This window comes from Escherichia sp. MOD1-EC6098 (assembly GCF_002965865.1).
Classification (GTDB): Bacteria; Pseudomonadota; Gammaproteobacteria; order Enterobacterales; family Enterobacteriaceae; genus Escherichia; species Escherichia marmotae.
Map to the genome: position 1 here is coordinate 84,966 of NZ_PTSN01000007.1, position 15,067 is coordinate 100,032.

Genomic DNA, 15,067 nt, shown 5'->3' on the forward strand with positions numbered 1-15,067 from the left:
GTATTTGGCAATCAAGACGTTTAGATGTCTAAATAAAACAATAAGGACAACACAACATGCCTCACAATCCTATCCGCGTCGTCGTCGGCCCTGCTAACTACTTTTCTCATCCCGGAAGCCTGAATCACCTGCATGATTTTTTCACCAACGAACAGCTTGCTCGTGCCGTGTGGATTTATGGCGAACGTGCCATTGCTGCGGCAGAAACAAAACTTCCACCAGCGTTTGAGCTGCCCGGCGCAAAACATATTTTGTTTCGTGGTCATTGCAGCGAAAACGATGTGCAACAACTGGCGGCTGAGTCTGGTGACAATCGCAGCGTCGTGATTGGCGTCGGCGGCGGCGCACTGCTCGACACCGCGAAAGCCCTCGCCCGCCGTCTGGGTCTGCCGTTTGTTGCCGTTCCGACGATCGCCGCTACCTGCGCTGCCTGGACACCGCTCTCCGTCTGGTATAACGACGCCGGACAGGCGCTACATTATGAGATTTTCGACGACACCAATTTTATGGTGCTGGTGGAACCAGAGATTATCCTCAATGCACCGCAAGAATATCTGCTGGCGGGTATCGGTGACACGCTGGCGAAATGGTATGAAGCGGTGGTGCTGGCACCGCAACCGGAAACATTGCCGCTGACTGTGCGTCTGGGGCTCAATAGCGCACAGGCCATCCGCGACGTATTGTTAAGCAGTAGCGAACAGGCTCTTGCCGATCAGCAAAACAAGCAGTTAACGCAGTCATTTTGCGATGTGGTGGATGCGATTATCGCCGGTGGAGGTATGGTAGGAGGTCTGGGCGATCGTTTTACGCGTGTGGCGGCAGCTCATGCCGTGCATAACGGTCTGACCGTGCTGCCGCAAACCGAGAAATTTCTCCACGGCACCAAAGTTGCTTACGGCATTCTGGTACAAAGCGCCTTGCTGGGACAGGATGACGTGCTGGCGCAATTAACCGGGGCATATAAGCGTTTTCATCTACCGACCACGCTGGCGGAACTGGAAGTGGATATCAATAATCAGGCGGAAATCGACAAAGTGATTGCCCATACTTTGCGTCCGGTGGAGTCCATTCATTATCTGCCGGTCACGCTGACACCTGATACGTTGCGTGCAGCGTTCGAAAAAGTGGAATCATTTACCGTCTGACATGCAGATTTAGCAACAGCGCGCGCCGCCTTTGCCACCATAGCGCGCGTCCTGCCGCTCGCGGAAAAACTCTTCATAAGTCATCGGCGTCTGATCAGGATGATTGACCCGCATATGTTCGACATAGTTATCGTAATCGGGCATGCCAATCATCAGCTTCGCCGCCTGACCTAAATATTTTCCGGCTTTTGCCAGTGAATCAAACATCAATACCTCCGGTAATCAGATTGCTGAGATATTGCCGGATGCGGCGTGAACACCTTATCCTGTCTACAAATGTTGCAGCGCATCAGGCAATTTTGCGTTTGTCATCAGCCTTACGCTCTCCCAAAAGAGAGAGCGTAATAGTGATAATTTAGTGCGCGCCTTTCGCCTGCGCCACGATCTCCTCAACATTTTCCGGCATCGGCTCATACGGCGTTTCTTTCGCCGTCGGCTTCGACTCTTTCAATGCCGCCAGTGCCGTCTTAATCGAGAACAGCGCCAGAACCACCACAACCACCATAAAGAAGATGGTCAGTCCGGCATCCAGACGGTTGTTGAACACCAGTTGCGCCAGTTGTGACTCGGTATACTGCGACGGAATATTACCGCTGTCGATCATTGCCTGGAACTTGTTCGCAATTGCCAGGAAGCCGACCTTCGCATCCGGGCTAAACGCTTTCTGCCAGCCTGCGGTCAGGGTACAAATCAGCAACCAGGCCGTTGGCACCAGTGCCACCCAGGCATAACGTTGACGTTTCATCTTGAACAGCACCACGGCACAAAGCATCAGCGCCATCCCCGCCAGCATCTGGTTAGCAATACCAAACAGCGGCCACAGGGTATTAATGCCGCCCAGCGGATCGACCACGCCCTGATGCAGGAAGTAACCCCAGGCCAGTACGCACAGCGCCGTCGCCAGCAGGTTAGCAGGCAGTGAATCCGTCCGTTTCAGACCAGGAGAAACCACGCCCAGCAGATCCTGCAACATAAAGCGCGCAGCACGCGTACCCGCATCTACCGCCGTCAGAATAAACAGCGCTTCAAACAGAATGGCAAAATGATACCAGAACGCCACATCCATCATGCCGCCCAGCGCGCCGTGCAGGATGTAGGCCATCCCTACCGCCAGCGTTGGCGCACCGCCCGCACGAGAAATGATCGACTGTTCACCGACTTCACTGGCAATCTGGTTTAACGTATCCGGGGTAATTGCAAAGCCCCAGCTACTCACCACTTGCGCTGCAGAAGCCACCACATCTGCCGTACCTGCCGGAGCCAGCACCGCCATCGGGCTGTTCATGGCGAAGTACACGCCCGGATCGATGATACAGGCGGAAACCAGCGCCATAATCGCCACGAAGGATTCCATCAACATCCCGCCGTAACCGATAAAGCACGCCTGACCTTCGTTCGCCAGCATCTTTGGCGTGGTGCCGGAAGAGATCAGCGCATGGAAGCCAGACACTGCACCACAGGCGATGGTGATAAACAGGAACGGGAACAGGTTACCGGTCCATACCGGGCCAGTACCATCGATAAATTTGGTCAGCGCCGGCATGGTCAGCGTGGGGCGCATAATTAGAATTCCCACCGCCAGACCAACGATAGTCCCGATTTTCAGGAAGGTAGAGAGGTAGTCACGCGGAGCCAACAGCAGCCATACCGGCAGCACTGCCGCCACAAAACCGTAGCCCACCAGCATCCAGGTCAACTGCACGCCCGTAAAGTCAAAGTACGGTGCCCAGGTCGGACTTTCTGCCACCCAGCCGCCAGAAATGATGGCGAAAATCAGGAACACCAGACCGATGATCGACACTTCACCAATGCGACCTGGACGCAGGTAGCGCAGGTAGATCCCCATAAAAAGCGCCAGCGGAATAGTGAACGCAACGGTGTACGTTCCCCACGGACTATGGGTCAGGGCTTTCACCACGATCATCGCCAGCACCGCCAGAATGATCACCATGATCATAAAGCAGGCCACCAGCGCAATCACCCCGGCGGTTGGTCCCATTTCTTCTTTGACCAGTTCACCCAACGAGCGACCATCGCGGCGCGTGGAAACAAACAGCACCATGAAGTCCTGCACCGCACCGGCGAGAACCACCCCGGCAAGCAGCCAGATCATCCCCGGCAGGTAGCCCATCTGCGCCGCCAGCACCGGCCCGACCAGTGGGCCTGCGCCGGCAATGGCCGCAAAATGGTGACCGAACAGCACTTTTTTGTCCGTCGGCACATAGTCCAGACCGTCGTTATGGCGCACGGCTGGCGTCATACGAGTCGGGTCAACCGCCAGCACTTTTTTGGCGATAAACAGACCGTAAAAACGATAAGCGATGAGATAGATACAGACCGACGCCACCACAATCCACAGCGCGTTAATCTGTTCCCCACGATTTAAAGCAATGTATCCCAGAGCGAATGCTCCCATCACAGAGAGCACTGTCCAGACGAGGTATTTCCCTGACTTGTTCATAATTGTTATCCGTGTACGTATCCATAGAGATGTTACATTTTGTTTCTATAACATCTTTGCAAAATTTAACAACGCGATAACCAAACAAATAAGAGTTAAAACCAATAATTAACTTCACAATGTTAACTCGATCACTCCATTAACCGAGTTTTCCTGCAATCTCATTTTATTCTGTCGGGTTCATCCCAAAACCGCCGTACCCAGCCGACAGGTGCAGCAACGCCGTCCCTGTTCATCGAAAACGACAATCTCCCAGCTCTGATTTTGTCGCCCAAGATACAGCGGCTGACAGACGCCACGCACCTTTCCCTGCGAGACAGGGCGATGATGGGTGGCATTAAGTTCCGTCCCCACCACGCACTGCCCGTCGCGAGTCATCATAAATCCAGCCATCGATCCCAACGTTTCTGCCAGCGCCGCCGACGCGCCGCCGTGCAGCAGACCAAACGGCTGATGAGTACGGGTATCGACCGGCATTTCGGCTTCCAGCACATCATCCCCCAGACGGGTGTAAACAATTCCCAGATGCGCCACCATCGTGTTATCGCTGGTAGCGTTCAGTTCATCCAGGGTCAAATGACGTTTCCAGATCACAGTTATGCTCCCAGCGTTGAGCCGCCATCCACCACGATATCCTGTAGCGTGATATGGCTGGCGAGATCGGAGGCGAGGAACAAAATCGTGTTGGCGATCTCCTGCGGACGGGCGATTTTCCCCAGTGGAATGCCAAGCTTAAACTGCTCACCAAAGCCGCGAATACGCTGCTCTTCCGCGTCATCGCTCACCCACAGCGTGCGTTGCATGTCGGTGTCGGTGGAACCCGGCGAAACCACGTTGCAACGTACTCCACTACCTGCCAGTTCCAGCCCGACGCTCAACGCCAGACTTTTCAGCGCCGCTTTCGACGCGCCATAAGCACTCATACCAATACGCGGCGTGTGTGCGGCATCGGACGCTACCGTAACAATCGCTCCACCCCGCTGACGGCGAAACTGATTCATGGTCTGTTGAAACAGGTTAAACGCACCGCCGACGTTGACCGCAAAAGTCTGCTGCCAGTCCTCTTTACTCAGTTGGTCTGTCGCGCCCATGCGCAAAATTCCTGCCGCATTGACCAGCACGTCCAGGCGCTGCGTTTCGCCTAACAGCCGCTGGCAGACTTGCGCCACCTGCCCGGCATCAGCAACATCCAGCACTTCAGTCGCAAAGGGATAATGCTCCAGCGTGAATGCCCGATCAAAGCCTGTGACTTTTGCTCCCGCTTCAACAAACGCCAGCGCCGTGGCATAGCCGATGCCTTTCCCCGCGCCGGTTACCCAGACATTTTTGCCGCTGAAATTCATTATTTCACCTCGCGAGAGAGTAGCTTCCACCAGGCGTCGATGGTCGGATTTTTCGCCAGCATGACAAAATCGATATCGCCATGCACTTTGCGCCAGCGCGCCGCCAGCGCCATCATGCGCACCGAATCCAGACCGTAGTCGATCAGGTTGTCGTCATCAAACGGTTCATCGGATTCATCCAGCAACGGCAGAATCACCTCGCGCAGCTCCGCTTTACTGGCAGGGATCGGTGCTGGCAGTAACTCTTCAGTCATCACCACCCGACCGGAACGCCCGGCAACATATTTCAGCGACATCAAATGCTCGTCACGGCTGAAATCGGCCAACGCATCAGCCACCATAAACGGTTTAATATCGCGCATAAACGCGTCGGTCGCAGTGGTCATACAACCGATGTGCGCATACACTCCGGTAATAATCAGTTGGTTACGTCCGCTCTCTTTAAGCATTTGCTCCAGCGGGGAACGATGAAACGCGCTGTAGCGCCACTTCACCAGCACTGTATCGTCAGCATCTGGCGTCAGGCGATCCACCACCTTTTGTTGTTCCGGCGAACGCGTCAGGCCCGGCCCCCACATATCATTCAGCAGCGCCCGATCTTCATCGCTCTGCTCTTTTGGCTGGGCAGTGTAATAAACCGGAATATTGTGTTGCTTACAGTAGTCACGCAGGGCGGCAATATTAGCGATCACCTGCTCCATCATCGGGCAGTTATCGCCCCAGAAGCTGACAAAATAGTCTTGCATATCATGGATTAATAGCGCAGCACGTTGCGGTTCAAAGGCCCAGTCGACTTTATTTTGCGGAATATCGTGAGACTCCGGCAGTGCGTAAGCCTGTAATTTTGGAATAGCCATCGTGTTCTCTCCTTCAGGCTAATGCGCGTGACGCCAGCCACTGACGTAATTGTTTTTTATCGACTTTCCCGACCGCCGTCAGCGGAAGTGAATCCACACACTCCACGCGATCCGGTAATTTAAATTCGGCAATCCCCTGTTCACGCAGGAAACGACGCACCTGCACCGCACGCAGCGGCTCTTTTACCACCAGATAAGCGCAGCTTTTTTCGCCCATCAGCTCATCTTCCATGCTCACCAGCGCGGCATAGATCACCACCGGATGGCGCAGTAACAGGTTTTCGATCTCTTCGGCAGCGATCTTCTCACCGCCACGGTTGATCTGATCTTTCTCGCGCCCCTGCACAGTGATGTAACCGTCTGGATCTATGGAGATCAGATCACCGGAACAGTAAAAACCGTTGGCGTCAAAGGCACTGGCATTGTGCTGCGGGCTTTTGTAATAACCGCGGAAGGTGTACGGCCCACGCGTCATCAGACGCCCGACTTCCCCTTGTGGCAATGGATTTCCGTCGGCATCGGCAACCCACACTTCATCGTCCGGACACATTGGGTAGCCCTGGGTATGGATAATTTTCTCCGCGCTATCATCAAGACGGGTGTAGTTCACCAGCCCTTCCGCCATGCCAAACACCTGCTGCAACTGGCAGCCAATCTCTGCGGGAATACGCGCCGCCAACGTGGCAGAAAGACGCGCGCCGCCGACCTGTAACAGTTTTAACGAGGCGAGTTGCGCCCGGCTTTCGCCCTCGCTCAATGCCTGTAACCACAGGCTGACTGCCGGTGGCACCAGTGCGGTAACGTTAACCTGATGTTTGGCAATCAATGGGAAACAGAGCGTGGCGCTGGGATCGTCCGCCAGAACCACAGTGCCGCCTGCGAGAAAAACCCCCAGCGCTCCAGGCGAACTCATGGCGTAATTGTGAGCCGCCGGAATCGCGCACAGGTAGCGTGTCTGTTGCGTAAACTGACAAATCTCGACGCTACGGCGCACACTGTAGTAATAGTCATTATGGGTACGCGGGATCAACTTCGGCGTGCCGGTCGTGCCGCCGGAAAGCTGGAAATACGCCACTTCATCGGCAGGCGACGGCGTGGCAGTAAAACCGTCTGCCGGGTGGTTAATCGCATCCTGCAAATTGTGCTCGCCGCTGTCGTTCAGCAGTTGCACCACGCGAATGGAGGAATGCTCTGCAACAAATGTATTGAGGAAATCATCCCCGCTAAACAGCGCATGTTGGCGATCGGCAATCAGTAATGCCGGTTCAATCTGGCTGGCATAGGCGTTCAGTTCGCTACGCTGATGGCTGAACAGCGCCAGCACCGGCGCAACGCCCAGTTTCAGCAACGCGAAAAAGGTAATGTAAAGTTCAGCGACGTTACCTAAGTGTACCAGCGCGGTTTCACCAGGTTTAATGCCCTGACGGCGCAAACTACACGCGAGGTTATCAGCCGCTTGATTCAACTGGCGATAACTCAACTGCCGCTCGCCGTCGATAACCGCGACGCTGTCACTCTCAGCATGTCGCGTCAGAATGTCAGTTAGTGGCAAATCCTGCCAGTAGCCTTTTTCCCGATAGCGACGGGCAAATTCTTCCGGCCAGCGGGTGAATGGAATGCTCATCCTCACTCCTTAATGCAATCCAAAAACATTCAACATGGTAGAAAGTTTGACGCCCGTTTCGCGCCACTCCCCCAGCGGTGACGACGCAGGCACAATCCCCGCACCGGCAAACAGACGCACCTGATTTTCCCGCAGCTTCGCGCAGCGGATGGTCACCACCCACTCGCCGTTACCTTCGCTGTCGCACCAGCCAACAATGCCGCCAAACAGTTCGCGGTCGAACGGCTCCAGTTCAGCAATAACCTGGGTCGCGGCCTGATGCGGGAAACCGCTCAGCGCGGGGGTCGGATGCAGCAGACAGGCCAGCGTCAGTGCGTTTTCTTGCGAATTCGCTTTACCTTCAAAGGGCGTTGCGAGATGCCACAGCGTCGGCGTGGTGATCAATTGTGGAGAGGAGGGAACGTGTAACTCACTGCTGCGCTCGCGCAGTACCTCTTTCATCGCCTGGGTCACCAGTTCATGTTCATGGCGATCTTTTTCCGACGCCAGCAGACGATTACCCGCTTCGCGATCGAGCACTTCATCCGGCTGACGACGCGCGGAACCGGCTAACGGAATCGAGCTAAAACGCTCGCCATCTTTACGCAACAGCAGTTCCGGGCTGGCTCCGAGCAGGACGCCACCATCGGCCAGCGGCACATGGAAGTTGTAACTAACCGGGTTTTGCGCGATCAACCGTTCCAGCAGTACGCCGCTGTCGATGGCGGCATCGGTGGTGATATCAATCAACCGTGACAACACCACTTTGTCGACTTGCGGTGTGGCAGTAAGTACGGCGGCGCGGGCAACCATCTGTTCAAACGTGGCTTGTTCCGGAATTGCCTGCCGTTCAACCACATTCAGCGACTGGCTGCGGGTAAAACGGCGCGCAGAAGCTTGTTTTTCCTGGCGGGAGAATGGCTGCCAGGATTCGGGAATATACAGCGATGAAGGTTGACGTGGATCGAAGGGGATTGCCCCAACCATCACTGGATTTTTAATGCCCTGCGATTTGGCATTAGCAAACAGGGCGGTGAGTCTTTGCTGGAAGGGACTGTCTGGCGAATCCCCGTTCACAGCCGGTTCATCAAAGCGGGCGAAACATCCTGACGTCGTAAAACTGCGGTACGGCGACATAAAGAAAAAGCGATTGGGCGCAAGTGTTGCCATGGTCTGCTGTACTTCCTCAGCCAGTGACGTATCCATATCATCCTCCACAAAATGATAAAGGCTTTAATAATGATTATCATTTATATTTTCGGTCGCTAACCTAAAAGCAAACAGCCACTATGTCAACTCTTGCCGCAACACAATCTACGACTCGGGCTTGCATCTGCTTGTCGTTACAATGAAAATGAGAAGCATTAACTTCACTAATAACAGGACGCTGATTCGTGAGACTCGCCCCGCTCTACCGTAAGACCCTTTTCTTAGCAGGACTTTTGCTTTCTGGAATATCCACAGTACAGGCCGCCGACTGGCCACGTCAGGTGACTGACAGCCGCGGCAGCCATACGCTGGAAAGCCAGCCACAGCGCATCGTCTCAACCAGCGTCACGCTGACGGGGTCGCTGCTGGCGATAGACGCTCCGGTGATTGCCAGTGGTGCAACTACGCCGAATAACCGCGTCGCGGACGACCAGGGATTCTTGCGCCAGTGGAGCGATGTTGCGAAGGAACGCAAACTGCAGCGCCTCTATATCGGAGAACCGAACGCCGAAGCGGTAGCCGCACAAATGCCGGATCTGATTTTGATTAGCGCAACCGGCGGCGATTCTGCAATGCCACTGTACGATCAGCTTTCCACCATCGCGCCGACGTTAATTATCAATTACGACGACAAAAGCTGGCAGTCGCTGTTAACGCAACTTGGCGAAATTACCGGGCATGAGAAACAAGCGGCAGAGCGGATTGCGCAGTTTGATAAGCAACTGGCGGCAGCGAAAGAGCAAATCAAATTACCGCCGCAGCCGGTCACTGCCATTGTCTATACCGCCGCTGCACACAGTGCCAATCTCTGGACGCCGGAATCAGCACAAGGGCAGATGCTGGAACAACTCGGCTTTACGCTGGCGAAACTGCCAGCGGGCTTAAACGCCAGTCAAAGTCAGGGCAAACGCCATGACATCATTCAGCTTGGTGGAGAAAATCTGGCTGCCGGGTTAAACGGTGAGTCGCTGTTCCTGTTCGCCGGCGATCAGAAAGATGCCGATGCAATTTATGCTAATCCGCTGCTCGCGCACCTGCCTGCAGTACAGAACAAGCAGGTTTATGCACTGGGAACCGAGACGTTCCGTCTGGATTACTACAGCGCCATGCAAGTGCTGGAACGACTTAAGGCGCTGTTCTAAGCATTAACTGTCGGACGCTGCCGCTTGTGGTGGCGTCTGGCGAAAACGGCGCAACTCCACCAGCACCAGCAACAACAATACACCGATAATCAACAAGCCAAAGCCACTGACACTGGCGGATGTAACCGGTGTCATCATCGCCCCCAGACCGCCCAGCAACGCCGCACCAATCGCATCGCCCGTCACGTTCTGCGCCGTCCACAAACCGTTAATCCGCCCTAACATCGCTTCCGGAGTTTGCGTTTGCAGCATTGTATATTGCAGCAACGAACTGACCGCGCTCAGCCAGCCGAACAGCGCCAGACAAACCGCGCCCGGAATCCACATTGGCATCAGGCCAAACAAACCAATGGCGAGAAATGAACCTAATGTGGAAAGCAGCATTAACAATCCTGGCCGCACGCTATGCGCCAGTTTCCCGCTAGTCAACGCCCCGATTGCCGCACCGAGCGGAATTGCCGCATAGAGAAAGCCAATCTGCGCCGCCGACATCTGCCAGTTGATTGCCAGCGCCGGATACAGTACCCGCACCGCACTCGCCATCGTCAACAACCCACCCAACAGCGCAATGCCGCCCACCAGCGGGCTGGCGAGCAGAAAACGAAAGGCTGCCAGAAGCGATTTCAGCGGATGCTCACGCGGCTGCGGTGGCGGCGGCAGTGCCGGAAGGCTTAACAGAGGCAGTAAAGTGATGAACGTTCCTGCCGCCGCCAGCCCGTAGTTCCAGGCGACGCCGCCAGTCGCCAGCAGTAAGCCACCCATCATGGGCGAAATTACCGATCCCAGGCGCACGGTCAACATGGTAATCGCCCCGGCCTGCATTAAGTTTTCCCGCCCAACTAGCGCAGGCGTTGCCGCCAGCAGCGCCGTAACGCCCAGCGAGGCAAAAAAACCATCCCATAAACCGAGTAAATAGATTGCCAATAGTGATGACTCCGGCAACAGCGCGTTCAGACACAGACCAATAAAGCCAATGCCACAGGTGCCGCGCGCCAGCAAAATCACTTTTTTGCGCTCATAACGATCCGCCAGCACACCACCGACCATCAGACCGACAAACATCGCGCCGCCGGTCAGCGTCACTGAAAGCCCAACCTGCCAGGTGGAATTCGTCATCATCTGGATCTGCACCGGCACCGCGACGCCGAGCAACCCCAGAGAAACAATTGAGATAAAACGAGCGAGGAATACTGCGCGAAACGCCGGGTGCGTTTTCAACAGGCTGAGGTTAAGCAGCCAGGATTGTTTATTCATTACAATGCCTTGCCATCAAATATTTTAAATACCTATTCTTAGGCTGCACATGCTAACATATCCAAATAAGATCGATAACGATAATTAATTTCATTATCATGGAAGTTCGTATGTCTGGTTCTGTTGCCGTGACACGCGCCATTGCCGTGCCCGGATTGCTGTTATTACTGATTATCGCGACGGCATTAAGCCTGCTCATTGGGGCAAAATCACTCCCCGCCTCCGTGGTACTGGAGGCACTCTCCGGCACCTGCCAGAGCGCCGACTGCACCATCGTGCTCGACGCCCGACTGCCGCGCACCCTTGCCGGATTGCTGGCGGGCGGAGCGCTTGGCCTTGCCGGGGCGTTAATGCAAACCCTCACCCGAAACCCGCTTGCCGATCCCGGTTTGCTTGGCGTGAACGCCGGAGCCAGCTTTGCCATTGTGCTCGGCGCAGCGCTGTTTGGTTACTCTTCCGCCCAGGAACAACTGGCGATGGCTTTCGCTGGCGCGCTGGTGGCCTCGTTGATTGTTGCCTTTACCGGCAGCCAGGGCGGCGGGCAGTTAAGTCCGGTGCGTTTAACCCTGGCGGGCGTGGCGCTGGCGGCGGTACTGGAAGGGCTGACCAGCGGCATCGCCCTGCTTAATCCTGACGTCTACGATCAGTTGCGTTTCTGGCAAGCCGGTTCACTGGATATTCGCAACCTCCATACCTTAAAAGTGGTGCTGATCCCGGTGCTGATCGCCGGAGCAACCGCACTCTTACTGAGTCGTGCGTTGAATAGTTTAAGTCTGGGAAACGACACCGCGACGGCGCTGGGTAGCCGCGTAGCGCGCACACAGTTGATTGGTCTGCTGGCGATTACTGTGCTTTGCGGTAGTGCGACGGCAGTGGTGGGTCCGATTGCCTTTATTGGCCTGATGATGCCGCATATGGCACGCTGGTTGGTAGGAGCAGATCATCGCTGGTCACTCCCCGTTACACTACTCGCCACGCCTGTCCTGCTGCTGTTTGCCGATATCATCGGGCGTGTGATTGTGCCCGGCGAGCTGCGCGTTTCCGTGGTCAGCGCCTTTATTGGCGCACCGGTATTAATCTTCCTCGTCCGACGTAAAACGCGAGGTGGCGCATGATTTACGTCTCTCGCAGATTACTCATAACCTGTTTGTTGCTGATTACCGCCTGTATCGTGGCGGGCATCTGGGGATTACGCAGTGGTGCTGTGACACTGGAAACATCGCAGGTATTCGCCGCGCTGATGGATGATGCTCCCCGCAGTATGACAATGGTCGTCACCGAATGGCGCTTACCGCGCGTGCTGATGGCGCTGTTAATTGGCGCGGCGCTGGGCGTCAGCGGCGCTATTTTTCAGTCGCTGATGCGTAACCCACTCGGCAGCCCTGACGTGATGGGCTTTAACACCGGGGCGTGGAGCGGCGTGCTGGTGGCGATGGTACTGTTTGGTCAGGACCTGACGGCTATCGCCCTGGCAGCAATGGCGGGTGGCATTGTCACTTCACTACTGGTCTGGCTGCTCGCCTGGCGTAACGGTATCGACACCTTTCGCCTGATTATTATCGGTATCGGCGTTCGCGCCATGCTGGTGGCCTTTAATACCTGGCTATTGCTTAAAGCCTCATTAGAGACGGCGCTAACGGCGGGTTTGTGGAATGCCGGCTCGCTCAACGGCCTGACATGGGCGAAAACCTGGCCTTCCGCGCCAATCATTATTTTGATGTTAATTGCCGCAGCCTTGCTGGTAAGGCGGATGCACTTGCTGGAGATGGGCGATGATACCGCCTGCGCGCTGGGCGTCAGCGTCGAACGCTCGCGTCTGTTAATGATGCTGGTGGCGGTGGTGCTTACCGCTGCTGCAACTGCACTGGCGGGGCCGATCTCCTTTATTGCGCTGGTCGCGCCGCATATTGCCCGACGCATTAGCGGCACCGCTCGCTGGGGGCTGACCCAGGCGGCACTATGTGGCGCGCTGTTACTGCTGGCAGCAGACCTCTGCGCTCAGCAACTGTTTATGCCGTATCAACTTCCGGTTGGCGTCGTCACCGTCAGCCTCGGCGGTATTTACCTTATCGTCTTGTTAATTCAGGAGTCTCGCAAAAAATGACCGAATCAGTAGCCCGTTTGCGCGGCGAGCAGTTAACCCTGGGATATGGCAAATATACCGTTGCGGAAAATCTGACCGTAGAGATCCCTGACGGTCATTTCACGGCGATTATCGGGCCAAACGGCTGCGGTAAATCCACTTTGCTGCGCACGTTAAGCCGTCTGATGACACCCGCTCACGGGCATGTCTGGCTGGATGGCGAACAGATTCAGCGTTTCGCCAGTAAAGAGGTCGCACGCCGGATTGGTCTGCTGGCGCAAAACGCTACCACGCCGGGCGACATCACCGTTCAGGAGCTGGTAGCGCGTGGGCGCTATCCGCATCAGCCGTTGTTTACCCGCTGGCGGAAAGAAGATGAAGAGGCGGTTACAAAAGCGATGCAGGCCACGGGAATTACTCATCTGGCGAATCAAAGCGTGGATACCCTCTCCGGCGGGCAACGACAGCGAGCGTGGATCGCGATGGTGCTGGCCCAGGAAACGGCGATTATGTTGCTCGATGAGCCAACGACCTGGCTGGATATCAGTCATCAGATTGATTTGCTGGAGTTGCTCAGTGAACTAAACCGCGAGAAAGGCTATACGCTGGCTGCGGTGCTGCACGATCTCAACCAGGCCTGTCGTTACGCCAGCCATTTGATTGCGCTGCGAGAAGGAAAAATTATCGCCCAGGGTGCACCTAAGGAGATTGTCACTGCCGAATTAATTGAGCGTATCTATGGTTTGCGCTGCATGATTATTGATGATCCCGTGGCAGGAACACCATTGGTGGTGCCGCTCGGACGAACGGCACCTTCAACCGCGAAGATTTAAACTAAGTGGCCTTCCATCATGGCATCCTGTTTTCTGGATGCCATTGCATAGCGCAAAAGCACGCTGCCACACGCAACCATACCGCCGACCAACGCGGCAAGGATCACAATAATCGCTTTGCCAGGACCGTCTTTTTTCACCGGCAAACTCGGACGCAACTGATATTTAAACGGCGTAAAATTGACATCGCTGACATTTGCTTTTGTTAATTGCTCAACAAGATACTGGCGATTACGTAAATCACCGTTCAGTTCGGCAACATCAGTGACTGCTTTTTCAATTTCCAGTTTACGCTCAATACCGTCTGCGCCGAGAGAAATAGAGAACTCAGGGTCGTCTTTTACTGCCTGACCATTACTGTAAACGGGTTTTTTAATTCCTGCCGCATTAGCAATATCGAGTGAATAATTGAGGCGCTGAATATTTGCATCAAGATAGTTTCTGGTTTTAATCCGATCCTGGGCCAGTTTTTCTTTTTCGAACTGGGTTTTAATTTCCAGTTTATTACGCACATTTTCTAGCGACTCTTTCACCACCAACGTAGAGATATAATCGATATACCCTGCCAGAACGGTCTGGGCTTCTTCACTGGTGGGCGCGGTAAAACTTAGCGTCCAGGAAGTATAAAGTGTCGGCTCATCTTTTTTCTTACTGGCATTGTCATCAATCGCTTTCATTTTTTCGCTCAATGCGACAATAGCGCGATGCAAATCCAGTTCGTCGATTTTCGCCTCTTTTAGTTGGTCCATAACATAAGGTGATGAACGCAGATACTCTTCCAGCAAGCTAACCGACTGAAACTTTTTGATAAAAAGATTAAAAACACTACCGCGGTCGATATTGACATCGAGATCCAGCACGTGGAGTTTAGTGAAAGTTTTCTCCAGGTCTTGCCACTGAACAGCCTCTGCGGGGGTGATGACAGCCGAACTGGTCCATTTTTGCGGCAGGATGAAAGAGATAAGTAAACCTGCGCAGGCAAACGCAAAAACGACTGCCATGATCGTTTTTTTTGCCCGCCATAAAACGTCGATTAGATTAAGTAAATCAATTTCATTATTACTGGGCGACGCCAGGTGATAATCGGGAAAATGAGAGTCGCTTCCCTGCTTAATATTCAGTGATGACATGTGGTTG

At 54.7% G+C, this 15,067-nt stretch carries 14 protein-coding genes; 5 read left to right on the plus strand and 9 right to left on the minus strand.

Annotation, left to right across the window (positions count from 1 at the left end; translation table 11 throughout):
- Positions 1–56: 56 nt before the first annotated feature.
- Positions 57–1,145 carry a hydroxycarboxylate dehydrogenase HcxA gene (gene hcxA, locus C0K55_RS09995; RefSeq protein ID WP_001515956.1) on the plus strand — a complete coding sequence of 363 codons (1,089 nt, stop codon included), beginning with the start codon at positions 57–59 and terminating at the stop codon, positions 1,143–1,145.
- A gap of 9 nt (positions 1,146–1,154) precedes the next feature.
- Here the strand turns inward: hcxA and C0K55_RS10000 are convergent, their stop codons facing one another.
- From C0K55_RS10000 to entC, 7 genes are all read right to left on the minus strand, one after another.
- On the minus strand, positions 1,155–1,352 hold the full coding sequence (locus C0K55_RS10000) for a YbdD/YjiX family protein (protein ID WP_000460431.1): 198 nt from the start codon (positions 1,350–1,352) through the stop codon (positions 1,155–1,157).
- A gap of 148 nt (positions 1,353–1,500) precedes the next feature.
- On the minus strand, positions 1,501–3,606 hold the full coding sequence (gene cstA / locus C0K55_RS10005; RefSeq protein WP_001043117.1) for a pyruvate/proton symporter CstA: 2,106 nt from the start codon (positions 3,604–3,606) through the stop codon (positions 1,501–1,503).
- Between the two features lie 180 nt (positions 3,607–3,786).
- Entirely contained in the window at positions 3,787–4,200 is a 414-nt protein-coding gene (gene entH / locus C0K55_RS10010; protein ID WP_000637956.1) for a proofreading thioesterase EntH, read from the minus strand.
- A gap of 2 nt (positions 4,201–4,202) precedes the next feature.
- A complete protein-coding gene (gene entA, locus C0K55_RS10015) occupies positions 4,203–4,949 on the minus strand; it encodes a 2,3-dihydro-2,3-dihydroxybenzoate dehydrogenase EntA (RefSeq protein ID WP_001011656.1) in 747 nt (248 codons plus the stop codon).
- Complete coding sequence (entB, locus tag C0K55_RS10020) at positions 4,949–5,806, minus strand: enterobactin biosynthesis bifunctional isochorismatase/aryl carrier protein EntB (RefSeq protein WP_001007132.1); 858 nt, start codon at positions 5,804–5,806, stop codon at positions 4,949–4,951. Before entB ends, entA begins: the two co-directional genes overlap by 1 nt.
- A gap of 13 nt (positions 5,807–5,819) precedes the next feature.
- Entirely contained in the window at positions 5,820–7,430 is a 1,611-nt protein-coding gene (gene entE, locus C0K55_RS10025) for a (2,3-dihydroxybenzoyl)adenylate synthase EntE (RefSeq protein WP_105266057.1), read from the minus strand.
- Positions 7,431–7,439: 9 nt separating this feature from the next.
- Positions 7,440–8,615, minus strand: coding sequence for an isochorismate synthase EntC (gene entC, locus C0K55_RS10030; protein WP_105266056.1), 1,176 nt, complete (start codon positions 8,613–8,615; stop codon positions 7,440–7,442).
- Between the two features lie 188 nt (positions 8,616–8,803).
- Between entC and fepB the strand changes: the two genes are divergently transcribed.
- The gene (gene fepB / locus C0K55_RS10035; RefSeq protein WP_038355235.1) at positions 8,804–9,760 is read left to right on the plus strand and encodes a Fe2+-enterobactin ABC transporter substrate-binding protein; all 957 of its coding nucleotides are present in this window, start codon (positions 8,804–8,806) and stop codon (positions 9,758–9,760) included.
- 3 nt (positions 9,761–9,763) lie between these two features.
- On the opposite strand, the gene entS is transcribed toward fepB, so the two are convergent.
- Positions 9,764–11,014 carry an enterobactin transporter EntS gene (entS, locus tag C0K55_RS10040; protein WP_105266055.1) on the minus strand — a complete coding sequence of 417 codons (1,251 nt, stop codon included), beginning with the start codon at positions 11,012–11,014 and terminating at the stop codon, positions 9,764–9,766.
- A 110-nt stretch (positions 11,015–11,124) separates the two neighbouring features.
- Between entS and fepD the strand changes: the two genes are divergently transcribed.
- The 3 genes from fepD to fepC are packed head-to-tail and all read left to right on the plus strand — an operon-like array spanning position 11,125 to position 13,930.
- Positions 11,125–12,129, plus strand: coding sequence for a Fe(3+)-siderophore ABC transporter permease (gene fepD / locus C0K55_RS10045; protein WP_016263035.1), 1,005 nt, complete (start codon positions 11,125–11,127; stop codon positions 12,127–12,129).
- Positions 12,126–13,118 carry an iron-enterobactin ABC transporter permease gene (fepG, locus tag C0K55_RS10050; RefSeq protein ID WP_105266054.1) on the plus strand — a complete coding sequence of 331 codons (993 nt, stop codon included), beginning with the start codon at positions 12,126–12,128 and terminating at the stop codon, positions 13,116–13,118. The genes fepD and fepG overlap by 4 nt, the downstream gene beginning before the upstream one ends.
- Positions 13,115–13,930 carry an iron-enterobactin ABC transporter ATP-binding protein gene (gene fepC / locus C0K55_RS10055; RefSeq protein ID WP_000140656.1) on the plus strand — a complete coding sequence of 272 codons (816 nt, stop codon included), beginning with the start codon at positions 13,115–13,117 and terminating at the stop codon, positions 13,928–13,930. Before fepG ends, fepC begins: the two co-directional genes overlap by 4 nt.
- Here fepC and wzz(fepE) read toward each other — a convergent pair.
- Positions 13,927–15,060 (minus strand): LPS O-antigen length regulator Wzz(fepE), encoded by a 1,134-nt coding sequence (gene wzz(fepE) / locus C0K55_RS10060; protein WP_105266053.1) that lies wholly within the window; start codon positions 15,058–15,060, stop codon positions 13,927–13,929. The two genes, fepC and wzz(fepE), sit on opposite strands and share 4 nt — an antisense overlap.
- Positions 15,061–15,067: the final 7 nt, after the last annotated feature.